This is a genomic window from Streptomyces sp. NPDC020958 (assembly GCF_055562175.1).
The window spans coordinates 251,724-274,217 of record NZ_JBVHFU010000011.1 but is presented as its reverse complement, the minus strand read 5'-3'; the positions used below and the strand labels follow the sequence as shown (position 1 = coordinate 274,217).

Genomic DNA, 22,494 nt, shown 5'->3' with positions numbered 1-22,494 from the left:
TCCCCCTCGGAAAGAAGGAACCCATGCCCTCCCTCGATGGAGCAGTCGTCCTCGTCACCGGCGCCAATGGCGGTATCGGCACCCACTTCGTCCACGACGCCCTGGCACGCGGCGCCGTCAAGGTCTACGCCACCGCCCGCTCCCCCCGTGCCTGGGACGACGACCGCATCGTCCCCCTGACCCTTGACGTGACCGACCGCACGTCGATCGACGCGGCCGTGGCCGCCGCGGCGGATGTCACCGTGCTCGTCAACAACGCGGGCGCCACCCCGCCGAGCGCGAGCCTGCTGGACGTCACCGAGGCAGACATCCGGGCGAACATGGAGACGAACTTCTTCGGACCGGTCTTCCTCGCCCGCGCCTTCGCACCGATCCTCGCCGCCAACAAGGGGTCAGTCCTCATCGACGTGCACTCCGTTGCCAGCTGGTATGCCTTCGGCGGCGCCTACAGCGCCTCCAAGGCCGCACTGTGGTCGGCCACCAACTCGCTGCGCATCGAGTTCGCACCCATGGGCGTCCACGTGACGGGGGTGCACATGGGCTACGTCGACACCGATATGGCCGCGCACGCCGACGGCCCCAAGATGCTGCCGACACAGCTGGTGACGACCGTCTACGACGCCGTCGAGGCCGGAGAATACGAGGTCCTGGCCGACGACTTGACCAAGGGGGTCAAGGCGGCTCTGAGCGGCCCGGTCGAGGCGCTTTACCCGGACCTGCACAGCACGGAAGCCTGAGCTTGTTGTTCGGTCCCGACGCGATCTCTTCACGTCGGGGACCCAGTGATCCATGGCGTGCGAACGGTCGGCCGACCAGTGTCCAGAAGCGGTGCACCGTCGCGGCCATCGAGCGGTGGAGGACATCGGCGGTCGATCCGGCAGCAGCCCGATCCGACCATCGTGCCGAAGACGTCGGAAATCAGGTGGGCCCCGCGGCAAATGAGGACGGACGCAGCATCCGCTGCATCCGTGCTCACTTTCTGATGGGTGTCAGCTTTGCTGGTTGGCGATGCCGATGTAGTGCCCGAGACGGTACTCGAAGTCGATGCCGGCCTGTTCGACGACGGCCTGCGTGCCTGCGGCCCGGGTGAGGAAACCGGGAAGCGTGAGGGAGTGGGCGAACTCGCCGTACGCGGCGACCAGGTCCCCGTCCGGGGGCAGGGTTGCCCGGTTGATCTGGGCTTTGGCCGAGGCGAGTGAGGCGCGGTCGAAGGAGGCGAGTCGGGCGGCGACGGTGCCGACGAACGCGTCGAGTTCGCTGTCGGGGAGGGCGCGGGTGATCCAGCCCCAGCGTTCGGCGGTGTCGGCGTCGTAGTCGTCGCTGGTGAGGATGGCTTCCAGGGCGCGGTCGCGTCCGATGGCCCGGGGCAGGCGTTCGCTGCCACCACCGCCGGGCAGCAGTCCGCTGCCGACCTCGGGCTGTCCGAAGATCGCCTTCTCACGACTGGCGTAGCGCAGATCGAGAGCGAGGGCGAGCTCGTTCCCGCCGCCGCGGGTGCGTCCACGGATGACCGCGATCGTGATGTACGGCGCTTTGGAGAGTTCCAGGACCAGATTCGTCCAGGCCGGCACCGCGTCCGGGTCCTCGGGGGCGGGGAAGTCGGCGGCGGCGGCCAGGTCGAAGTGGTTGTAGAAGAAGTCGGGGGTGGCGCTGTCGAACAGCACGACCTGAATGTCCGGGTCAGTGGCCAGTTCGGTGACGATCTCGATGAGGCGCAGGACGGTCTCGCCGACGATGAGGTTGACGGGCGGGTTGGCGAAGGTGATCTTCGCGATCTGCGGTGAGGTGCGCTCGTAGTGGATGGTGCTCTGCTGCTCGCTCATGGCTGGCTCCGGATGCGTGGTGGGTATCAGACGGCGATTGGGGTGCGAGGAGGGCAAGGAAGCCGGGGCGGATGGATGTGCCGAGCAGATCCGGCGGTCCCGTTTCCCGTCTGCGCTGCTCACTCCTGGTAGTGCGGGAGGATCTCGCCGTTCTTGACGTAGGTGAGGGCGGCGGCGACGTCGTAGGCGTGGATCGCGGAGACCTGCGGTGCCAGCCGGTCGGACAGGTCCTCGATCGCGTTGCCGCTGAAGAAGGCGTCCCGTGCCGCGGTGTCGGTGAACCCGAGGCTGACCGAGGCGTGGAAGCGCTGGTCGTGGGGGTTGTCGTGGGCGACGTCCGGGGTGTCCCAGAGCTTTTTCGTCCAGGGCAGGAACGTCTGCGTGCGCAGTTCCTTCAGCACTCCGGTGCCGGCGAGCGCGGGGGCGAGCTCCTCGTTGACGAACTTCCGCAAGGCGCCGGCGCCGACCCCGTCCCTGCGGCGAAGGTAGATCAGCGCGCGGGCACCGACCGTCTCTCCGGGGCCCGCGACGTCGTACCACCGGGAGGAGTTCGGCGGGCCGGCGTAGAGCAGGGTGCGGCGGAACACGTTGATCTCGTCGGCGTAGGCCAGCTTCGTCTGCTCGCGCCCTTTCAGGGGTGCGAGCACCGATTGGAAGGTGACTTCCGCGACGCCGTCGATCTTCCGGTCTGCTGGGATCGCGGTCTGGACCCCGTCGATGGCCGGCCACAGGCCCGTGTTCTGCTCGGCGAGGTGGATCTGCCGGTACTCCTCCAGCCCCGGGGTGGCGGAGATGATCCCTGAGTGCGGGCCCTTCCAGTGGTCCATGCCGGTCTGGCGGGGCTGGTCGGTGCGCACCCACAGCAGGATCGAGGAGGTGAGAGGCTTCTTCACTTCCGGGGGCGCGGCGACCGGTGACGTGCTCATGATGTTGCCCTTTTTCCTGGTCAGGTGGTGGTCATCGAGCCAGGAACTCGACCGCGACGGGGGCGAACTCCTGGTGGTACTGGAAGATGCCGCCGTGCCCGGAGTCGGGGTAGATGATCAGCTCGCTGCCCTTGATGCGCCGGTGCAGGTCCTCCGACAGGACCGACGGCACCATGCGGTCGTTGTCGCCGTTGGCGATCAGGGTGGGCTGCGTGATCGACGACAGGTCGTCAGGGGCGGAGCGCCCCCACTTCTTGATGGCCTTCAGCTGCGTCTGGAACGCCTTGGTCTTGATGTCCGCGTCGCGGTCGACGGTGCGCTCCTTGAGCCGGTTGACGAACGCGCGTGCGGCGGGCTTGCCGGTGGCATTGCGGTTGAAGAACAGGAACTCCTTGGGGTCCGAACGGGTCAACGTGGCACGCAGGATGTCCCAGTAGGTGACTCTGGCGACCTTGTCCATGTCCTTGCCGCCCTTGGGCCCGGTGCCGGTGAGGACCAGCTTGCGGACGAGCTCGGGGTGCTTCACCACCAGGGCCTGGGCGACCATGCCGCCGAGGGAGAACGAGAAGACGTCGATCTTGTCGAACCCGAGGGCCCTGATGAAGGTGTAGGCGTCGTCGGCCATCGCCTCGACACTGTCCGGCACCTGGCCGGTGGACGCCCCGACACCGCGGTTGTCGAAGGCGATGACGTGACGTCCCTTCGCGATGGGGTCGATGATGCGGGGGTCCCAGTTGTCCAGGGTCGCGGCGAGGTGGACGAAGAAGACGACGGGGATGCCGCCCTTCGGTCCCAGCTCGCGGTAGGCGTAGGTGACGCCGCCTGCGCGGACGGTGCGGGCCGGGGCCTTCGCGTAGGAGGTGATGACGGGTTCGTTCGGGGCGTCTGTGCTGCTCATGACCGATTCTCCTTGCGTGTTCTGTGTCGCTGTGTGTTTCGTGTCGCCCGTCGCGGTTGCGGCGGGTCAGCTGTTGCCGATGACGGCCTTGCCGCGGATGCCGCCCTGGGACAGGGACTGCAGCGCGTGCGGGGTCTGGTCGAAGGGGAACACCTTTCCCACGACCGGGCGCACCGCGCCCTGGTCGATGAGGGTGGTGATCCGGCGGAGCTGGTCGCCGCTGGCGTGCATGAACAGGAACTCGTACGTCACGCCGAGCTTCTTCGCCTGCTTGCGGATCTTGCGGCTCAGGGCTGTGACCGCCAGGCGCAGCAGCGGATTCAGGCCGGCCTGGCGGGCGAACGCGGGGTCCGGGGGACCGGCGATCCCGATGGCCTTGCCGCCGGGCCTGAGCACCCGCAGGGACTTCTCGAGGGTCTCTCCACCGAGGCTGTCCAGCACCAGGTCGTAGCCGGTCAGGAGCTGCTCGAAGTCCTGGGTGCGGTAATCAATCACCGTGTCCGCGCCGAGCGCGCGCACGTAGGCCGCGTTGGAACCGCTGGCAGTGGTGGCGACACTCGCGCCGAGGTGCGCGGCGAGCTGGATCGCGATCGAACCGACCCCGCCGGCGCCGGCGTGGATGAGCACCTTCTGCCCGGGCCGCAGCTTCCCGCGCTCCACCAGCGCCTGCCATGCCGTGAGCGCCGCCAGCGGCAGCGAGCCGGCCTCTTCCATGCTGATCGAAGCGGGCTTGAGCGCCAGGTCGCCCTCCGCTACGGCGATGCGCTCGGCGAACGTGCCGATGCGGTCCTGGTGGGGCCGGGCGTACACCTCGTCTCCGGGCTTGAAGCCGCGAACCGCCGTCCCGACGCGGACGACGGTGCCCGCGACGTCGTTGCCCAGGATCAGCGGCAGCTTGTAGGGCAGGATCTGCTTGAACTCACCGGCGCGGATCTTCTCATCCAGCGGGTTCAGCCCGGCGGCCTCCACTCGCACAAGCACGTCGTGCTCCCCCACGGTGGGCTCGGGGACCTCCGCCTCCTGCAGCGGCTCCTTGTACTTGGTGACGACGAACGCTCGCATGGGGCGCCACTCCTGATACTTGTCCTATTTATCCAGGTCTGAGACTGGATCGGCGAACCCGGCGCGACATCCGGGGGCCTCACGACCTCGCACCATCCGATCAATCCGAGTACACTCAACTATGAGTCCACTCATAATTATTGTCAAGGGGGTCCCCATGGGAAGCGATCACATGCCGACCGGGCGCCGCGAGAGGGCCAAACAGGACAAGCGCGAGCGCATCATGACCGCCGCCCGCGAGCTGTTCGCCGAACACGGCGTGGACAGGGTCACGACGCAGCAGGTCGCCCGCCGGGCCGATGTCGCCATCGGGACGCTCTACTTGTACGCGTCCACGAAGGCCGAGCTGCTGATCATGGTGCAGAACGAGAAGTTCGCCGCCGCCGTCGATTCCGGCCTCGCCGCCGCCGACGCCGCCGTAGGACAGGGCGCGCTGGAGCGGGTCATCGCTCTCATCCGCCCCCTGGTGGAGTGCGTGCGGGAGCACATCGAGAACGGCCGCACCTATCTGCGCGAACTTGTCTTCGGCGACCCGGCCGAGCCATACCGGCAAGTGGGTCTGACCCTTGCCGGCCGCGTCGAGGACGGCATCACGGGCCTGCTCACGCGCAACGAGGACATCGGCGCCGCCGACGCGGCAACGCTGGCGCGGGTGATCACCGCGATCATTCACATCAGCACCACCGCCACCGTGTGCCTGCACCGCAGCGACGAGGCCGTGCTCGCCGACATCCGCGACCAGGTCCACGCCACCCTGGCGCAGCACATCCGCGCCGCATGACCGCTCGCTCCACGAGCCGACCATGTCCCCGGAACGGGGGCACTTCGTGAGCACGCGCTACGGCGTGGTCACCATCGGCGGCGGAAGCGCGGGCACGTCACCGCGATCCGCGCCGCGCAACTCGGCAAGAACAACCTGTCCGGCAGTGCGGCAGTGCGGACAACGGGCAGCCGCTCACCCTGCACTACCGGTCAGGCCGGCGGCGTCTGTCCGCCCTGCGCCTCACGTTCCCAGATGGGACTGCGGTCCTTGTCGACCAAGGCCGCTCGGACGCCCTCCAGGAAGTCCGGCGTGCGGATGGTCGTGCGCGTGAGAGTGAGCTCGGCGGCAAGGCACTCGCGCAACGTCTGCTGTCTGCCCCGGGCCAGCAGGTTGTGAGTGATCTCCAAGCTCTGCGGCGAGGCGGACTCCAGGGCGATCAACGCGTCTGACGCCCAGACGGTGTCGAGGTGACGCAGGCGTTTCTCGATCTCACCGAGGGTCGGCGCGCCGAACGCCCAGTCCATCTCCCCGCGTACCTCCGCCAGCCTGCTCGCCCCCACCGGAGAACGGTCGGCAAGGCGGTTCAGGACGACGTCCACCGGGGCGCCTGGGCTGTCCGCCAGGGCGTCTGCGACCGCACCGAGCCTGTCCGTGGGGACGAAGTGCGTGGCCAGCCCCGCGTACAGGGCGTCGGCAGCGTCGAGACGGTGCCCGGTCAGTCCCAGGTACATGCCCATCGCGCCGGGCAGCCGCGGCAGAAAGTAGCTGGCCCCGATGTCGGGGAAGAAACCGATCCCGGTCTCGGGCATCGCCAGCACCGCACGCTCGGTGACGACGCGGAAGGTGCCGTGGACTGACAGACCGAGACCACCGCCCATGCACATGCCGTCGATGAGCGACACGACCGGCACGGGATACTCAGCGATCCGGGCGTTGAGCCGGTACTCGGAGGCGAAGAACCGCTCACTGGCCTCGGCATCCCCAGCGAGGCTGTGCTCACGGATCGTGCGGATGTCGCCGCCGGCGCAGAAGGCCTTCACACTGGTGCTGGCGATCACCACAGCGGACAGCGGTGTGTGCTCCCATGCGGCGAGCGCACCGTCAATGGCCGCGACCATGCCTGTCGTCAGGGCGTTGAGCGCCTTGGGTCGGTTCAGAAGGATCCGGCCGACGCCCCGGTGCACATCGGTGAGAACCTCGCCCTCAGCAATGTCAGTCATGCGTCTCATCTCGTACTCCGCGCGGACCTGGCTGTTGTGCCATCACCGTTCCTCCGTCGCCGACTGTCGCCCCTCATGGCTGAGCAGGCGCTCGTGTCCGGATCCCCTGCCAACAACCCCGTTGTGCCCACCGTGGACGAGATCCAGGACCTCTACCTGCAGATCTACGGCTGAAGGTCAAGATCCTCGCACAGGTCGCGGAGCGCCTCCACGAACCTCCCGGCCGCCAGGGCATCGCCGTCGCCGTCGGCGGCAACTCCGAACGCGCGGGCGCAGTCGGCGTACCGGCTCTCGGCGGCCGGTACGGAGAACGCCGTCACCGCGGGGAGGAGCATCGCGTTCGACAGACCATGAGCGACGTGGAAGTGCGCGCCGATCGGGCGGCTCATGCCGTGCCATGGTCGACTCGCCCCACGCCATCTGCCCCGGCACGGACGAGAGCGTTCAGCGCGAGGCCGCCGGAGAGCGGATTTGCCTTGCGGCTCACGTACGCCTCGACGGCACGACTGAGCGCGTCGACGACGGCGACCGACAGGAACGCCGGTCCCGAACAGAGTCATCTTCTCGTCCGTGGCGCTGTCGTGATGCTGAGGTTCGTGTGCGGAGCCTTGTAGTCCCGCATCCGGCCGCCCTGTACGCCCCACAGGCAGGCCGGCGCCAAGCGAATCGGTCGTCGGATCCGGGACGGTCCCGGCAGACAGACACGGCTGCAGTCCGGCGTCCTCACGCATCACCATCAGGCGTTCCGCCGCACCGGCCCAGGCGACGGGGGGACTGCTCCTCCCAGACAGTCGGACCTCAGACCGCTGATCCGCAACGGCAGAGATTCTGGAGCGTTGATCACCCTCGGCCGCCCGCACCGCGCCGCCGCGCCCGCAGCCAGAGGTGCCCCTTACTCTTCTGGGTTTACTTTCTTATACTCAGCCAGTAGCGTCAGGACCAGCACATCAACCTGGCTGCACGCGGGACGTGGGCGTGGCAGCAACCTGCGAAGGAGCACCACCATGGGCGTAAGCCGAGAGGCACAGGAGTTCGCGGAGTTCCTCGCGAGCGTGAGCGCGAAGTCGTCGACACCCGGTCTCGACCTGGCCGTCATCCGCGACATCGTGGACTCGAACCACAAGGCGTCGACCGAGCCGGAAGGCGTCACGTACGCCGAGGTGGACGCGGGCGGCGTCCCCGCCCTCTGGGCCATCCCCGAGGGCGCCGACCCCGACAAGGCACTGCTCCACTTCCACTTCGGCGGATCCGTCACCGCCTCCATGCACTCGGACCGCAAGGCCGCAGGCCACATCGCCAAGGCAGCCGGAGCCCGCTCCCTCGTCGTGGACTTCCGCCTGGCGCCCGAACACCCCTACCCGGCGCAGCTCGACGACGCCGAGACGGCGTACCGGTGGCTGCTCTCGCAGGGCTACGAGCCGCGGAACATCGGCAGCACGGGCCACTCGATCGGCGGCACCCTCGCGGTGATGCTCCCGCTGCGCCTGCTCGCGAAGGGCGAGGCGACGCCGGGCGCGATCGTCAGCGTCTCGCCGTGGACCGACCTCACCATCCAGAACGCGTCGGTGGACGAGAACGAGGACAACGACAAGATGCTCAGCAGGAGCACCCTCGAACTCTTCCGAGGAGCCTGGCTGCAGGATCCCGCCGTGGACTTCACCGACCCCGCGATCAGCATCGCAAACGCCGATCTGACCGGCCTGCCGCCCACGACCGTCCACTACGGCGAGTACGAGACCCTCGCCGACGACGGCGCCGAACTCGGCCGACGCCTCGCGGACTTCAAGGTCACCTCAGAGGTCCACCCGATGCCCGAAGGGCAGCACTCGTTCATCCTGGGCGCCGGGCGCGTACCCGAGGTGGACCAGGCGATCCAGCAGATGGGCCAATGGCTGCGCAAGCACCTCGGCGCGTGAGCTGAAGGCACACTGGGCGGAGCGGCCCTTCGGCCGGACCGCCGCACCACCGCGACGCCGGTGACCGGTTCCCGCCGGTCGCCGGCATCCTGCCAGACCATGTCGGCCGGCATGCGGTGCCTGTGTCCGACACGGTTCCGCACCCAGCCACATCACCGTCCCTTGATGCCACAAAGGAGTGCGCGATGGGAACATACGAAGATGTCTTCCGCGCCAGTACCGAGGACCCGGAGAGCTTCTGGCTGAAGGCGGCGGAGGGCGTCGACTGGGATGTCGCTCCGCGACGCGCTCTGGACTCCTCGGGCGCGCCCTTCTACCGCTGGTTTCCCGACGGACGGCTCAACGTCTGCTTCAACGCGCTCGACCGGCACATCGAAGCCGGCCGGGGCGAGCAACCCGCGCTCGTCCACGACTCCCCCGTGACGGGCACCCGGCGCACCTACACCTACGAACAGCTGAGGGACGAGGTGGCGGCCTTCGCCGGAGCACTCGCACAGCTCGGCGTGGGACACGGCGACCGCGTGGTCATCTACATGCCGATGGTCCCCGAGGCCGCCGTCGCGATGCTGGCCTGCGCACGCATCGGCGCGGTCCACTCCGTCGTCTTCGGCGGATTCGCCGCACGCGAACTCGCCCTTCGCATCGACGACGCCGCCCCCAAAGTGGTCGTCTCCGCCTCCTGCGGCATCGAGGGCAAGCGGGTCATCGCGTACAAGCCCCTGCTCGACGAGGCGATCGAGCTCGCGGGCCACAAGCCGGAGAAGAGCGTGATCCTGCAACGCCCGCAGGAGACGGCCGCGCTGGGGCCGGACGATCTCGACTGGGCGGACCTGGTCGCCGCCGCGGCACCGGCCGACTGCGTGCCGGTGGCCGCGACCGACCCGCTCTACATCCTCTACACCTCCGGAACGACCGGAAAGCCGAAGGGAGTCGTCCGCGACAGTGGCGGCTACGCGGTGGCCCTGCACTGGTCGATGGGGGCCGTGTACGACGTGGGCCCGGGCGAGACCATGTTCACCGGCTCTGATGTCGGCTGGGTCGTCGGGCACTCGTACATCGTCTACGCGCCCTTGCTGGTCGGCGCGACCACGGTGCTGTACGAGGGCAAGCCGGTCGGCACCCCGGACGCGGGCCAGTTCTGGCGGGTGGCCGCCGAGTACGGCGTCAAGACCATGTTCACGGCGCCTACCGCCTTCCGGGCGATCAGGAAAGAGGACCCGAAGGGGACGCTCACCGCCGGCTACGACCTCTCTCACCTGCGCTATCTCTTCCTGGCCGGTGAGCGCCTCGACCCCGAGACCTATCACTGGGCGAGCGACCTGCTGGGCGTCCCGGTGATCGACCACTGGTGGCAGACCGAGACCGGCTGGCCCATCGTCGCCAACCCCGTGGGCATCGAAGCCGCTCCCCTCAAGCCCGGCTCCCCGACCCGCCCGCTGCCGGGCTGGGACGTCCGCGTCCTCGACGCCTCGGGCAAGCCGGTGCCCGCGGGCGTCGACGGCGCGATCGTCGTGAGGCTTCCCCTGCCGCCCGGCGCGCTCCCCACGCTCTGGAAGGACGACGACCGCTACGTCGCCTCCTACCTCTCCGCCTACGACGGCTACTACCTCACCGGCGACAGCGGCCACCTCGACGACGACGGCTACGTCTTCGTCATGGGCCGCACCGACGATGTCATCAATGTCGCCGGACACCGGCTGTCCACCGGCAGCATGGAAGAGGCCCTGTCCGCCCACCCCGACGTCGCCGAATGCGCCGTCATCGGCGTCGCCGACGAACTAAAGGGACAGATCCCGCGCGGCTTCGTCGTCCTGAAAGCCGGCAGCGACCGCGAACCGGGCGAGGTCGAGGCCGAACTCGTCCAGCTCGTACGCGAGCGCATCGGCGCCGTCGCCTCCCTCAAGGACGTCACGGTCGTGGCCGCCCTGCCCAAGACCCGTTCGGGGAAGATCCTCCGCAAGACGATGCGCGGCATCGCCGACGGGCACGACGAACCGATCCCCTCCACCGTGGACGACCCCGGTGTCATCGAGGCCCTGCGCCCTGTTCTCCGCCGCGCCGGTCACACCCCGTGATCGGCTGGGCCTTCCCTGGCTTGCGGTGGGCGGTAGCGCCCGGCGGACTGCCCCACCGGAGCCTTTGACGCCGATCACGCGACCTGGGGTCTCCCCAGCAACCTGGCAGTCGTCTCCACGGCCCGCGTCCAGGCATCCGATCAACTGACCACCTGAGATATCGAGCCGATGATTGTCGCGTGGAAGGCCGCACACCGTTCGGTCAGCGGCCACCAGGGACGGTACGAGATGCGGGAGATCGTCAACGGGCTCCTCTACCAGGGCCGCACCGGCTGCCAGTGGGACCTGCTTCCGCACGACCTGCCGCCGGGCGGCGCGGTGACGTACCAACTTCGCCAAGTGGCGCGACGACGGCACCGACCAGACCATCCACGACCTGCTGCGCCGGCAGGTGCGGGAGATTGCGCGGCCGAAATCGGACCCGAGCCTGGTGGTGCTCGACACCCAGAGCATGCATGCGGCGGCCGGGGTGCCCGCGGAGTCGAGGGGGTGTGATGCGGCAAAAAAAGTACCGGGCCGCAAGCGCGGCCTGGCGCAGCACATGACGGGCGGGGAGCTGACCCTCGGGGCGGTGCTGGCCCGGCTGGAGGAGCGGGAACGGGAGATCGCCGCGCTGGCCGAGACGACAGGAGAGCAGATCGAGCAGCTGACCGCACGGCTGGACGAGCTCGGCAGGGCCGCTGAGGAGATCCGGATCACCCGCAAGACACTGCTGGAGCTGCCCGATCCGCAGCCACCCGCGCCGCCGGCGCCGAAGCTGCCCGACCATCCGGCCTACCAGCAGATCCTGGCCGTATTCACCGCGGCCGACGCTCCGCTGCGGGCGCGGCAGGTGTGCGAGGCGATGGACATGGAGATCGCGTCCAACACCATCAACAACACCCGCCTGAAGCTCAAGCGGCTGACCGAGCGCGGAATCCTGGTCGAGACCGGGCAGGGTTTGTTCACCCAGTCGCGGCCGTAGCCGCCCGGCGACGCTGCGGCCGGCCCGCCTGCCCCTCCCGAAAGGGGGAAGCAGGCATCAACTCACGTAACCCTCTCAGGACTGCAACTGGGCGAAGAGCGTCGCCAGGTCGATGAGGCCCCAGTGGTCGGTGAGCTTCCCGTCGGCCACCTTGAACATGCGGACCTCCAGCACCTTGATCGATCGGCCGGTGGCGGGAGTGCCGTTGAAGGACCCGGTGTTCGTGCCGGTGAGGATAAAGGTGATCGCGAACCAGTCGTCCTCGGCGACGACACGGACCGGTGTGGCGGCGAAGTCGGGGACCGCGTCGAGGAACGACGCAAGCACCGCGCGGGCCTCCTCGAGGCCGGTGGTGGTGCCATCGGCGGCGTGGTTGCGGAAGTCCGGCGCGTACAGGGCGAACAGGGCGTCGAGGTCGCGCAGGTTGACGCGCCTGACGTACTCATCGGCAAGCCGGTGCAAGTCGGCGGCGGACGTTCGGGGCTCGGCGTTCGAGGAAGACATGTGCTTCTCCCATGTGGATGGACGGAGCGGCTCCGCCCCGGTGACGGACAGGGGAATCGGATCGAACAGGCGGGTTGGACGAGCAGGGTCTGGCACGTTTCCGACGTGCGCGAGTGCGACCACCCCTTCCGAGCCCGGGACCCACCGGTCACGAGCGTCATCACGGGGAGGACGACCCCTCATTATCTTACGATCGTAATCCTATCGGGCGGCCGAGAGGCCGCAAGCAAGTTCCGAGGCGAGTGGGATCGTGTGGCGGCCTACCGGTCGAGCACGGGGGGCACGCCGTTAGCCGTGAACGTCACGGCGGAGAACGGGGCGCAGCGTGTGCGGCAGAAAGCGCCGCGTCGGCGATGACGAACACTTGACGATCAACCGGAAGACCATTACTGCTCTCGCTGACCGTTTCCCGGCCCAGACCGCCGCGCCCGACCTGCCCGAGCACCCGGACTACCCCCGCATCCTCGCCGTCTTCAACGAGGTCACCGGCCCCCTCCGGGCCCGTGATGTCCACGAAGCCCTCGACCACGAACCGCTGCCGAAGAACATCGATGGCACCCGCGCCAAGCTGAAACGCCTCGTCAGGCTCGACGTCCTCACCGAGGCCGACGCCGGCAGCTTCACCAGAAAGCAGTAGCCGACCAAGCCCCCCGCGACCAGCAGCCCTGCCCCAACCTCACCCGCAAACGGACAACACCTCACGAACCGCCCTCTGCGAGCTGGAGGAACTGGTCTTCACCCCCCGAACTCGCGGTCAGTGAACTCGTGGTCAGCGAACTGGTGACGACCGCCATCCGCTACGGCAAGAGCCCTGTCAAACTGCGGATGATCCTTCAGTCCGCCCCGACGAGCGAATCTCCGACGCCAGCAGCACCGCCCCGCACCTGCGCCGCGCCCAGGTCTCGACGACGGCGGCCGCGGCCTGCTCCTCGTCGCCCACCCCACCGAATACTGGAGCACACGACACACCCGCAAGGACAAGGTCATCCAGGCGGAGCAGGCGGTTCCAGCTTCCGTTGCGGAACTCCCACCGCTCCGGCGTGAGGTCCTTAGGCGAGCTGCGCCGCGCGACTTCGTGCCCCCTGCCGGGACCCATTTGCCACAGCCCACCCGACCGCTTAGTATTACGATCGTAATTTGATAGGCCACTGCCGACTGCGACTCGACCGGCGGGCGCAGGGCGGGTGCGTCTTCGGACCCGGAGGCAGAAGAGCCAGGTGTCCAGGTCCACGCGGTGTCCGCCCCCGCCCCTTTCGGCACCACCACACACCACCTGAGGAATGACCCATGCTCAACGCCCTGTGGAACCCGACCGTCGTCGGAGAGATCGCCCTGCCGCACCGGCTGGCCATGGCCCCCCTGACCCGCAGCAGGGCCACCCCGGACGGCGTGCCGACCGAGCTGAACGCCGAGTACTACGCCCAGCGCGCCTCGCACGCGCTCATCATCACCGAGGGCACCCAGCCCTCCGCCGACGGCCAGGGCTACCCGGTGACCCCGGGCATCTACACCGAGGATCACATCGCCGGCTGGCGCAAGGTCACCGACGCCGTACACAAGGCCGGCGGACGCATCGTCATCCAGCTGATGCACACCGGGCGCATCTCCCACCCGGACAACACCCCCCACCACCGGCAGCCGGTGGCACCCTCCGCGATCAAGCCGGGCGGCCAGACGTTCACCCCGTCCGGGCTCCAGGAGATGCCGGAGCCGCGCGAACTGTCCACCGAGGAGGTCGCCGCGACGGTCGACGACTTCCGGCGCGCCGCCGCGGCCGCCATCGCGGCCGGCGCCGACGGCGTCGAGATCCACGGGGCCAACGGCTACCTGGTCAACCAGTTCCTCTTCCCCAGCGCCAACCAGCGCACGGATCAGTACGGGGGCTCCCTCGACAACCGCATTCGTTTCGCGGTGGAGGTCGCCACGGCCGTGGCCGACGAGATCGGCGCCGGCCGCACCGGCATCCGGATCTCTCCCGGCAACCCCTTCAAGCTCAACGACCTCGCGGAGAGCGACCCGCACGAGCTCTACCCGCACCTCCTGCGCGCCCTCGCCCCCCTCAACCTCGCCTACCTGCACATCGGCCACGGCGGCGACGAGGAACTCCTCTCCACCCTCCGCAAGTTGTGGCCGACCACGCTGATCCTCAACCGGGCCGGTGCCGACATCGCCACCCGCGCCAAGGACGTCGAAGACGGTCTGGCCGACGTCGTCACCGTCGGCACCATGGCCCTCGCCAATCCCGACCTCGTCGAGCGCGTACGCGCCGGCGCCCCCCTGAACACCCCCGACCCCGCCACCTTCTACGGCGGCGGCGCGGCCGGCTACACCGATTACCCCACCCACGCCGCCTGACGAAGAGCAGCCCGGCGCCCGAGGGAACCACCACTTTCGGGCGCCTCGACACAGCTGCGGCGCACGGAGGCCGGCGGCCCGAGGAGTTACGGGCCGCGACCGACGTGCGCCGCAGCGGTTTCACCTCACACACCGGCGGTCTGCGCCGCGATCGAGGGAGTGCGACTTCACGGCCCGGACCGATACCGGTCGCCGCCGAGGCTCACCCCTGCGAGGGTGGCACCGGGAAGAGCATGCAGCTGCTGGTGGCGTGGGCGAGCAGACGGTCCGAGCCGTCGACCAACTGCGCCTGGGCCAGGGCGGTTTGACGGCCCTTGCTGACCACCGTGCCGATGGCGCGTACCGTGCCCGTGTCCACGGTGATCCGTCGCAGGAACTTCACCGTGAGGTCGAGCGAGGTGTACGCAACGCCCTGCGGAAGGGTCGACTGGACCGCGCAGCCGGCCGCCGAGTCGAGCAGGGTGGCGAAGATGCCGCCGTGCACGCTGCCGATCGGGTTGTAGTGCTCCTCACCCGGTGTCAGGGAGAAGACCGCCCTGCCGGGCTCCACCTCGCTCAGAGTGAAGTCGATGGAGTAATTGATGGGCGGCGCCGGCAGTCGCCCCGCCTGCAACTCACGCAGGAAGTCGATGCCGGCCATGCGTCCGGCGGCTTCCGCCAGGATCGCGGGATCTTCCCATTGATACGTACGCGTTCGTCCCACGGCCGGGCACCTTCCATCTGACTTTTGAAAACGAAGCTAGTTTCCCGCTCGCCTGACTGTCAATGACGAAGCCAGACCCTTACGCTGGCGGGATGGAGTGGCTTGAGGCGAGCACAGAGAACTGCCCCGTCCAGCGCACGCTCGACGTGGTCGGAGAGAAATGGACGTTGCTGATCTTGCGTGACGCCGTCAACGGAGTCCGCCGCTTCGACGACTTCCACCGCCACATCGGCCTGTCGGAAGCCGTCCTCAGCGACCGCCTCCGGAAGCTGATCGCGGCCGGCATCCTGAAGACCGTCCCATACCAGGAGCCGGGCAGCCGCTCCCGCAACGAGTACCGCCTGACCCGCAAGGGCTGGGATCTGTGGCCTGTCCTGATGGCGCTGAGCCAGTGGGGCGAGGCGTACGCCCTCGGCTCCGAGGGGCCCGTACTGGACATCCGTCACACCGACTGCGACGCCCCGGTCCGCGTCGTCGTCGAGTGTTCCGCGGAGCACTCCACCCTCAGCCCCGCGGAAGTCACCGCCCGACTCGGACCCGGTGCCCGCATCCGGTCGTGAGCACGCCGGTCATGGGGTCGCCGGTCATGATATTACGTGCGTCAGGCCATGGATTACCCTTGAGTGCGAAGCATGGCCTTACGGAGCGAACGGAGAAAGCTCGTGGTGCGCTACGCCAAGGAGCACAAGCAGGTGACGCGGCGACGCATCATCGAAAAGGCCGGCCACCGGTTCAAGCAGGACGGCATCGACGGCTCGGGTATCTCCACGCTGATGGCGGACGCGGGGCTCACCAACGGAGCCTTCTACGCCCACTTCGCGTCCAAGGACGACCTCGTCGCCCATGTGGTGGCCGAAGAACTGCACACGCAGGTCGCGAGTTACAGCACCCTGCGGCCCGGCCGCCCGGGACTCGAGGACCTCATCCGCGAGTACCTGTCTCCCGAGCACCGGGACCACCCCGGCCTCGGATGCCCCTCCGCCGCCCTTCTCGACGAGATCGGCCGCTGCGAGGACGGGACCAGGCAGGCCTACAGCGACGGCGCGCGGGCCATCCTGGAGGAGATCTCCGCCCGCCTGACACCCGAGGACCCGCGGTCCGCTCAGGCCAAGGCCATCGGGCTGTTCACCATGCTGGTGGGGACGATGCAGCTGTCCCGCGCCCTGTCCGACCAGAAGCGCGCCGATGAGGTCCTTGAGCTGGGGATCGAGAACGCTCTCGCGTTCATGGGGTGAGGCGGAAGGCGAGGTCGCGTCAGTGAACGGGCGCCTCGAGCCGCTCGCCCAAAGGGCGCCACGCCCCTGAGGCACCACCCTCGGCCCGGACTACGACCGCACCGCACGCCTTTTGCCGCTCGAGGAACTCGAGAACCGTCTCCACGAACTGCCCGTGGAACTGGAAGATGCCGCCATGGCCGGCGTCGGGGTAGAGGACCAACTCGTCGTTCGGCACTCGCGCGCCAGGTCGACCGAGTTCCGGGTCGGAACCATCCAAGGGGTGCGGGTGTGTCACATCGCGGGGCTGGAATGCCCGTGCTCCACGCCCAGCAGGGCGAGGGCGTTGTGAATGCCCTGTTCGAGCAGTTCGTCCGCAAGCTGCCGGTCGGTGAGGGCTCGGGAGAGCTGGAGCGTCCCGGCCATCATGGCGTAGGCGCCGAGCGCCTTGGTGCGGACCGAGAGGGGATCGTCGGGTGCCAGGCGGGCGGCGATGCCGTCGATGACCATCAGTACGCCGTCGGTGTAAGCCTGCTTGGTCGGGTCTGTGCAGCGCCGGATTTCGTCGAGCAGGGCGGCGGAGGGGCAGCCGTCGTCGGAGCTGTCGCGATGCTGGGCGGACAGGTACCGGCGCACGATCTGCTCAAGTCCTGCGCGCCCGGGTGCCGCCTGCGCGACGATCCTCGCGTTCTGCGCCTGCAATTGGTCGGAGACCGCGGTGGCCACGAGGTCGTCTTTCGACGTGAAATGGGTGTAGAAGGCGCCGTTGGTCAGCCCCGCGTCCGTCATGAGGGTTGAGATGCCCGAGCCGTCGATGCCGTCCCGCTTGAACCGGCGACCGGCCGCCTCGATGATCCGCTGCCGGGTCGCCTGCTTGTGCTCTTTCCCGTAGCGCACCGCGCGCTCCTTTGCTCGTCGGAGAGGCTGCTTGCTCTTGGCGGGCACTCTTATCATTTTACATTTCGATCGTACTTCAATGGATTCGAGGCTCCGACGGCCGCCCGTTCGGCGGCGAGGTGCCGTGCCAGGCGGAGCGGCATCCCCTCACTCGGGGCGTTCATTTGCGCACCATGGAGTGCGGTCGACTGCGGGGGCCCGCTTGCCATCCATCGTCTTCATGCACAGTATTATGAGTGTAATCCAATGTCCCTCGGTTGGCGCCGCCTCAGCGCTCGGCGAGGCGGATGCCGGGTGTGATCAGAACGAGCCGGATGACATGGGTCGGTACCCACCACTGTGTGACCTGGTCGACAGTGTCGGTGCAGTGCATCGGGCGCCGGCGAAGAGAACTCCGTCCTTGAAACTCGCTACAGAAGGACCTGGACATGAACACACCGCGGAATTCACCGTCCTCCTCGCCCTCGTCGTCGTACCAGAACGCGCCGACCCGCTCCGTGTCCGTCCGCGGCGAGGACTTCGCCCACCGGGAGCTCGGCCCTGAGGACGGCGTACCGCTGATCCTCCTGATTCACCTGGCCGGGGTCCTGGACAACTGGGACCCGCGCGTCGTCGACGGACTCGCCGCACGACGCCGGGTCATCGCCTTCGACAACCGCGGGGTGGGCGGATCGAGCGGCTCCACGCCGGACACGATCGAGGCGATGGCCCGCGACGCGGTGCTGTTCATCCGAGCCCTCGGGTTCGACCAGGTCGATCTGCTCGGCCTGTCGATGGGCGGCTTCATCGCACAGGTCATCGCGGAACAAGAACCTCACCTCATCCGCAAGGTCATCCTGGCGGGCACAGGCCCCGCCGGTGGCCCCGGCATCGACAAGGTCCCGGCGCTCACCCTCCAGGCCACGCTCAAGGGCGCCCTGACCCGCCAGGATCCCAAGCTCTCCCTCTTCTTCACCGAAACCGAGGGCGGTCGGCGGGCGGGACGGGCCTTGCTGGAACGGCTGAAGGAGCGCACGCACCACCGCGACAAGGACATCTCATTGCCGGCGTTCCGAGCCCAGCTGAAGGCCATCAGACAATGGGGCCGTCAGGCGCCGTCGGACCTGTCGGAGATTCGCCAACCGGTGCTCGTGGCAAACGGCGAGAACGACCGCATGGTGCCCAGCCACAACACACTCGACCTGGCCGCCCGCCTGCCCAGGAGTGAACTCGTGCCCCTCTACCCGGATGCCGGACACGGGGGGATCTTCCAGTACCACGATGAATTCGTGGCAAGGGCACTCGAGTTCCTTGGGTCCTGAGCCCGAGCCAAGCCGCGCTGCCCGCACCTTCACGCTCGCACAACGCCCTCGGAAACGTCAGCTCGGCCGTCACCGTTCGCCGGCCCTGGCCGTGGAAGGCGGCTCCCCTGCTCGGCCGTGCCTGAGTGCGGCCCTGTACGTCATCGGTCGGCCCGCGCGACGAAAGGGCGTCCAAGCAAACAGTCGCGCTGGGTTGGCGCACGGTATCCGCAGGGCTTCGGTGGGGTTGAGTTCCGCCGTGAGCCAGGTCGGGGTGCTGTAGGCACGGCCATTTGCACGACAAGGCACGGCCGCCTTCGCCCACACATACTGTCCGGCCAGCAGGCGGGAGAGCGCAGCGCATCCGGGGTAGGGCAGAGACAAGGCCGCCGGCAGCCCCGATGATCGACAACCACCGCGCCGGACCGGCCGAGCAGCCAGGGTTCCAGCTCCTCCCACTGGCGTTGCTGTCCCTGGACTTCCAAGTGGAGTCCAGGGGCGGCGATTTCGTGCACCAGTCGCTGCCAGAGCCGATCTTCCAGCGGGGGCACCGGGCCGCTGATCAGGTTGAGGCGGATCCCGCACGCACCCCTCTCCACGAGCCGGTCGAGTTCCCCCGACGTCCGGGGTCTACGACGGCCACGCCGCAGAGAGGGCCCCGACGCCTTGCCGAGGGCCTGGAGCAGGTAGGAGTTGTCCGTGCCGAGGCATGTTCACGGGAAGCGCCCACGGCATCGCCGTCGTCGCTGTGCTCCCCGAGACCTTCGCACAGGAAACTCGATACCCCCGCACTCCCCGCGGCCGAAGCTACCGCCCCGCCGGTCGCCTCCGCTCACTGAACCACTCCGTCAGAGGCGGCTGGAATGAGGTCGATCCATGCAAGACCACCGAGATCGAGCCGACTGCGGGCACGTGTCACGGCAACGTAGGCGAGGCGGGCGTCCGTTTCACTCACGGGTTCCGAGATCGGGCGACCACGGTCGTCGTGTTGATCGCTGTCCGGGGGCGGGGGGAAGTCATCGGCGATCTTGACCGTGGGCCATTCCCGGCCTTTGGCCTTGTGGGCCGTGGAGACCGTGACGTCGGCCTTGTCCTCGTCGGTCAGTGCGTGGACCGCGGTGATGATGGCCTCGGGTCCGTGCTGGTCGACAAGTTCTACGAAAGGCTGCAGATCACGGCCGGCCGGATCGTGATCCGCGTACTCCTGCAGCTCACCCCAGGAGGCGAAGAGAACGAGTTCTGGGTGGGCGGTGCGACGGCCGTCTTTGAGGTCCCGTGCAGCCAGCGCCAGCGCGACGAGCGTATGCCCTCCCCGCGTCAGCGCGACGCGGTGGCCGGCGGCCAGCAGTCGCATGACCTCGGTCATGGCCCCGATGTTGGTGCGGCACAGCACCGCGTCCGGGGAGGCAACGAGACCGACCTTCGTCGGGACCGCCTCGGTACCTGTCAGTCGGATGGGCGCGTCGGTGAACGCGAGCCACCGGTTGGCTTGTTCGGCAAGGAGGGGGCCGAAGCGGAAGGATCGAGTCAGGGTGAGGTGGGTGGCGTCGAAGCTTGTCATGATGTCCCGGGCTCCGCGCCAGCCGTAGATCGCCTGTGCGGAGTCGCCGACCATGACCAGCTGGGTGTGGGCGCGTTGAGCCGCGAAGACCTGTTCCAGGACAGGGTTGGTGTCCTGTGCTTCGTCGAGGAAGAGGAAGTCGGCGTCGATCTTTGGTTCGGTGAGAGCCCACATCTTCAGGTAGTGGTCATGCTCGAAACGGACCACGCCCTGCTCGGGATTCTGCAGGTCTCCCCACGCCTTGTCCGCGAACGACGTCACGACCTCGGCGAGGCGGGCGTGTTCGTCCGGCGCACTCAGGCCGCGCAGCGCGGGTACGTGGTGAGAAGCCAGCGTGCGATCAGCCGAGTGGCAGAAGCGGGTCACCGTGCGCAGGACGCTGTGTGACAACGTCCTGTGGCTGATCTCGTGATCTCCGATTCGGACCGGAGAGGTGATGCCGAGGGCCTGCCCGATCTTCCACGCAGGTTGGCGGGGGCTGTTGAGTCTGCGAGCGAAGCGGTGGCCAAGGGCTGCGTAGGCCGTGGCGTGGGCGGTCTTGCACATCACGGATCGCGGGAAGCGTGCGGAGGCGTCGTGTGCGATGTCTTTGTTGAAGGCGAGGTAGCGCCCTCGGCGTTTAGTACTCGCGGCGAGCAGGCTCAGCGTGCTGGTCTTTCCTGTGCCGGCGCCGGCCTGCAGCACGAGGTGATGGCCTTCTCGGAATGCTTCGACAGCATGAGCCTGTTCGTCTGTGGGCGTGTGCAACAAGGGCTCCACGGAGGAGAAGGGCTAAGGGTTCGGGTGCCCGTGAGACTGGCTCCGTCCAGCGCGGCCAGCGGCGTACGCGTCAGATACGGCCGGATCACGACGACGGAGCAGGATGTCGGCTGTGCACGCCAGTACGTCCTCGGAGGAGTGGAGGGCGAGCAGGCCTTCGAGTTGCGCCGTCAGTTGCAGGGAGCGTTCTCTCTCGTTCCGATCGAGGGCTGCGGTCACGCTCCGGGCGACGAAGTCTCCGGGCCGCTGTCCTCTGGCGGTCGCGGCCTGGCGGATCGCCGCTCGCGCGGTACGGCTGAACTCGAGATTAAGAAGGACCTGCCCGTGCTGGTCGGGGTAGTGGGTGGTCAGGGCATCGATGGGCAGAAGGTGGTGCAGCCGTCGCCGTAGTGACCGCAGCGCGCGGCCTGGCGTCCTGGCCGGCTGAACGGCCATCAACCGGGTGCGGTCGGCGTTCGCTGCGAGCGACACCGTACGACGAGCTCGGTGGAGCTCGCCATTGGTGGCTGGCCTGGTCAGCAGGATTTCAATGCCATCGTGCGAGGTCACGACCCAGCCGTTCCATACTCGTGGTGCGTCGGGCGCGGACGACGGACGTGGTTCGGCAGGCGGTTGTGGATGTGCGCGCGGTGGAGCATGGGGTCGAAGGGCTCCCAGTCGGCCAGCGCGAGGTCCGCTGCTGACTGGGTTGCGGTGTGGGTGGAACAGCGCTGCATGCGCCAGCGCAGCTGCTCGGCGTAAGGCAGGGCGGTGAGGTCATATACAGCCATGAGCTCACAGGGCAAGGCCAGTTGCCCCCGTGTGGCCGTAGCGGGTACCAGCCTCCAGACGCCCACGGGGCCGTCCGCAGTGAGCAGCCTCTGCGAGCAGCGGTCGCGACGCCGCGTCTGCGCGACGCACTGGATTTCGTCCACAGGTTGCGCAGCGAGGTAGCGGACATACAGGAACTGCACTACGGGTCTGGCGGGTCGGCAGCCGTCCGGTTGAGCCATTGGCCGGCTCGAAGGGGGCATTGGAGTGAACACGCCGGTGTCAATCAGGCGGCGTGTGTGCAGGGCCAGATCCCGGCGCAGCCCGTCCAGCGCGGAGGCTTCGGGCGCAGCGTCGCGAGCGGGACAGACTGGGGCGTGAGCCAGGCGGCACCAGGCTCTGCCATCGCCAGCCGGATGGGCGACACCAGAGCTTACGTGCCAACGGTAGGCGGTGGGCACCTCGGCCGCGGGCACTTCCCGGGGGTGCAGGCGGACGGGCCGCGCAAAGCTGCGGTGGTACCACTCGACCGGGTTGCCGCACTCTCGGCAGCGATCACGCTGAGCGCAGCGGAGGAGCCGACTGGGGCTGTCGTGCTCGATACGCAGTGAGCGTCGGGGGTAGGCGACAGCGGGGCTGCCGTCCCAGTGCCGCGGTGTGGATGAAGAACGCATGCGTGCGAAGGTGCCAGGCAACACGCCGCATCCACAGCGCCGAGGCTGGAGGGTCCCTCGAACAGCCCCATTCCATGAAACGCACGTTCGAGTTGTCGATCAGAGATTCGTGTCGCTTCGCCGGTCCGGGTGATTGGCGCGAGCCCTCCC

Annotated in this window: 22 protein-coding genes and 2 pseudogenes; 12 read left to right on the top strand and 12 right to left on the bottom strand. The window is 68.4% G+C overall.

Features of this window, described 5'->3' with window-relative positions:
• Positions 1–23 precede the first annotated feature (23 nt).
• On the top strand, positions 24–737 hold the full coding sequence (locus ACZ3KP_RS28780) for an SDR family oxidoreductase (RefSeq protein WP_055705478.1): 714 nt from the start codon (positions 24–26) through the stop codon (positions 735–737).
• Between the two features lie 252 nt (positions 738–989).
• On the opposite strand, the gene ACZ3KP_RS28775 is transcribed toward ACZ3KP_RS28780, so the two are convergent.
• The 4 genes from ACZ3KP_RS28775 to ACZ3KP_RS28760 form a co-directional block, all read right to left on the bottom strand.
• Positions 990–1,823: an enoyl-CoA hydratase/isomerase family protein gene (locus tag ACZ3KP_RS28775; protein ID WP_055705479.1), complete on the bottom strand. Its 834-nt coding sequence runs from the start codon at positions 1,821–1,823 to the stop codon at positions 990–992.
• 119 nt (positions 1,824–1,942) lie between these two features.
• Entirely contained in the window at positions 1,943–2,749 is an 807-nt protein-coding gene (locus tag ACZ3KP_RS28770) for a strictosidine synthase (protein WP_351476505.1), read from the bottom strand.
• 31 nt (positions 2,750–2,780) lie between these two features.
• Positions 2,781–3,647 (bottom strand): alpha/beta fold hydrolase, encoded by an 867-nt coding sequence (locus ACZ3KP_RS28765; protein WP_383459312.1) that lies wholly within the window; start codon positions 3,645–3,647, stop codon positions 2,781–2,783.
• A 66-nt stretch (positions 3,648–3,713) separates the two neighbouring features.
• Positions 3,714–4,709, bottom strand: coding sequence for an NADP-dependent oxidoreductase (locus ACZ3KP_RS28760; RefSeq protein ID WP_383459315.1), 996 nt, complete (start codon positions 4,707–4,709; stop codon positions 3,714–3,716).
• 157 nt (positions 4,710–4,866) lie between these two features.
• Between ACZ3KP_RS28760 and ACZ3KP_RS28755 the strand changes: the two genes are divergently transcribed.
• On the top strand, positions 4,867–5,490 hold the full coding sequence (locus ACZ3KP_RS28755; RefSeq protein WP_067257758.1) for a TetR/AcrR family transcriptional regulator: 624 nt from the start codon (positions 4,867–4,869) through the stop codon (positions 5,488–5,490).
• Between the two features lie 191 nt (positions 5,491–5,681).
• Here the strand turns inward: ACZ3KP_RS28755 and ACZ3KP_RS28750 are convergent, their stop codons facing one another.
• Both ACZ3KP_RS28750 and ACZ3KP_RS28745 read right to left on the bottom strand, forming a co-directional pair.
• The gene (locus ACZ3KP_RS28750) at positions 5,682–6,692 is read right to left on the bottom strand and encodes an enoyl-CoA hydratase/isomerase family protein (RefSeq protein ID WP_467502783.1); all 1,011 of its coding nucleotides are present in this window, start codon (positions 6,690–6,692) and stop codon (positions 5,682–5,684) included.
• 164 nt (positions 6,693–6,856) lie between these two features.
• Complete coding sequence (locus ACZ3KP_RS28745; RefSeq protein WP_232032683.1) at positions 6,857–7,081, bottom strand: iron-containing alcohol dehydrogenase; 225 nt, start codon at positions 7,079–7,081, stop codon at positions 6,857–6,859.
• A 615-nt stretch (positions 7,082–7,696) separates the two neighbouring features.
• Between ACZ3KP_RS28745 and ACZ3KP_RS28740 the strand changes: the two genes are divergently transcribed.
• The 4 genes and pseudogenes from ACZ3KP_RS28740 to ACZ3KP_RS28725 all read left to right on the top strand — a co-directional run bounded on the left by ACZ3KP_RS28740 (position 7,697) and on the right by ACZ3KP_RS28725 (position 11,647).
• Positions 7,697–8,608: an alpha/beta hydrolase gene (locus ACZ3KP_RS28740; RefSeq protein WP_067257749.1), complete on the top strand. Its 912-nt coding sequence runs from the start codon at positions 7,697–7,699 to the stop codon at positions 8,606–8,608.
• Positions 8,609–8,793: 185 nt separating this feature from the next.
• Entirely contained in the window at positions 8,794–10,683 is a 1,890-nt protein-coding gene (locus tag ACZ3KP_RS28735) for a propionyl-CoA synthetase (RefSeq protein WP_467502780.1), read from the top strand.
• A gap of 159 nt (positions 10,684–10,842) precedes the next feature.
• A pseudogene (locus tag ACZ3KP_RS28730) lies at positions 10,843–11,225 on the top strand (transposase); the annotation flags it as partial.
• Positions 11,225–11,647: a hypothetical protein gene (locus ACZ3KP_RS28725; protein ID WP_067257743.1), complete on the top strand. Its 423-nt coding sequence runs from the start codon at positions 11,225–11,227 to the stop codon at positions 11,645–11,647. The pseudogene ACZ3KP_RS28730 and the gene ACZ3KP_RS28725, both read left to right, overlap by 1 nt.
• A gap of 75 nt (positions 11,648–11,722) precedes the next feature.
• On the opposite strand, the gene ACZ3KP_RS28720 is transcribed toward ACZ3KP_RS28725, so the two are convergent.
• On the bottom strand, positions 11,723–12,151 hold the full coding sequence (locus ACZ3KP_RS28720) for an ester cyclase (RefSeq protein ID WP_467502778.1): 429 nt from the start codon (positions 12,149–12,151) through the stop codon (positions 11,723–11,725).
• A gap of 364 nt (positions 12,152–12,515) precedes the next feature.
• On the opposite strand from ACZ3KP_RS28720, the gene ACZ3KP_RS28715 reads away from it, so the two are divergent.
• Positions 12,516–12,788: a hypothetical protein gene (locus tag ACZ3KP_RS28715; protein ID WP_387152851.1), complete on the top strand. Its 273-nt coding sequence runs from the start codon at positions 12,516–12,518 to the stop codon at positions 12,786–12,788.
• A 650-nt stretch (positions 12,789–13,438) separates the two neighbouring features.
• A complete protein-coding gene (locus ACZ3KP_RS28710; protein ID WP_383459331.1) occupies positions 13,439–14,506 on the top strand; it encodes an alkene reductase in 1,068 nt (355 codons plus the stop codon).
• A gap of 202 nt (positions 14,507–14,708) precedes the next feature.
• On the opposite strand, the gene ACZ3KP_RS28705 is transcribed toward ACZ3KP_RS28710, so the two are convergent.
• Complete coding sequence (locus tag ACZ3KP_RS28705) at positions 14,709–15,209, bottom strand: PaaI family thioesterase (protein ID WP_359817730.1); 501 nt, start codon at positions 15,207–15,209, stop codon at positions 14,709–14,711.
• Between the two features lie 92 nt (positions 15,210–15,301).
• Here ACZ3KP_RS28705 and ACZ3KP_RS28700 point away from each other — a divergent pair, with 92 nt between their 5' ends.
• Both ACZ3KP_RS28700 and ACZ3KP_RS28695 read left to right on the top strand, forming a co-directional pair.
• Entirely contained in the window at positions 15,302–15,769 is a 468-nt protein-coding gene (locus ACZ3KP_RS28700) for a winged helix-turn-helix transcriptional regulator (RefSeq protein ID WP_467502775.1), read from the top strand.
• Positions 15,770–15,871: 102 nt separating this feature from the next.
• Complete coding sequence (locus ACZ3KP_RS28695) at positions 15,872–16,444, top strand: TetR/AcrR family transcriptional regulator (RefSeq protein WP_109005513.1); 573 nt, start codon at positions 15,872–15,874, stop codon at positions 16,442–16,444.
• A gap of 273 nt (positions 16,445–16,717) precedes the next feature.
• Here the strand turns inward: ACZ3KP_RS28695 and ACZ3KP_RS28690 are convergent, their stop codons facing one another.
• Positions 16,718–17,320, bottom strand: a complete 603-nt coding sequence (locus ACZ3KP_RS28690) for a TetR/AcrR family transcriptional regulator (protein ID WP_217236372.1) — start codon at positions 17,318–17,320, stop codon at positions 16,718–16,720.
• Positions 17,321–17,748: 428 nt separating this feature from the next.
• Between ACZ3KP_RS28690 and ACZ3KP_RS28685 the strand changes: the two genes are divergently transcribed.
• A complete protein-coding gene (locus tag ACZ3KP_RS28685; RefSeq protein ID WP_467502773.1) occupies positions 17,749–18,621 on the top strand; it encodes an alpha/beta fold hydrolase in 873 nt (290 codons plus the stop codon).
• A gap of 811 nt (positions 18,622–19,432) precedes the next feature.
• On the opposite strand, the gene ACZ3KP_RS28680 is transcribed toward ACZ3KP_RS28685, so the two are convergent.
• The gene (locus ACZ3KP_RS28680; protein WP_467502772.1) at positions 19,433–20,908 is read right to left on the bottom strand and encodes a UvrD-helicase domain-containing protein; all 1,476 of its coding nucleotides are present in this window, start codon (positions 20,906–20,908) and stop codon (positions 19,433–19,435) included.
• Here ACZ3KP_RS28680 and ACZ3KP_RS28675 point away from each other — a divergent pair.
• The gene (locus ACZ3KP_RS28675) at positions 20,852–21,310 is read left to right on the top strand and encodes a hypothetical protein (protein WP_467502839.1); all 459 of its coding nucleotides are present in this window, start codon (positions 20,852–20,854) and stop codon (positions 21,308–21,310) included. The two genes, ACZ3KP_RS28680 and ACZ3KP_RS28675, sit on opposite strands and share 57 nt — an antisense overlap.
• A 155-nt stretch (positions 21,311–21,465) precedes the next feature.
• On the opposite strand, the gene ACZ3KP_RS28670 is transcribed toward ACZ3KP_RS28675, so the two are convergent.
• Positions 21,466–21,690, bottom strand: a complete 225-nt coding sequence (locus ACZ3KP_RS28670) for a hypothetical protein (RefSeq protein ID WP_324613864.1) — start codon at positions 21,688–21,690, stop codon at positions 21,466–21,468.
• A 273-nt stretch (positions 21,691–21,963) separates the two neighbouring features.
• Positions 21,964–22,344, bottom strand: a pseudogene (locus ACZ3KP_RS28665) (DUF6083 domain-containing protein); the annotation flags it as partial.
• Positions 22,345–22,494: the final 150 nt, after the last annotated feature.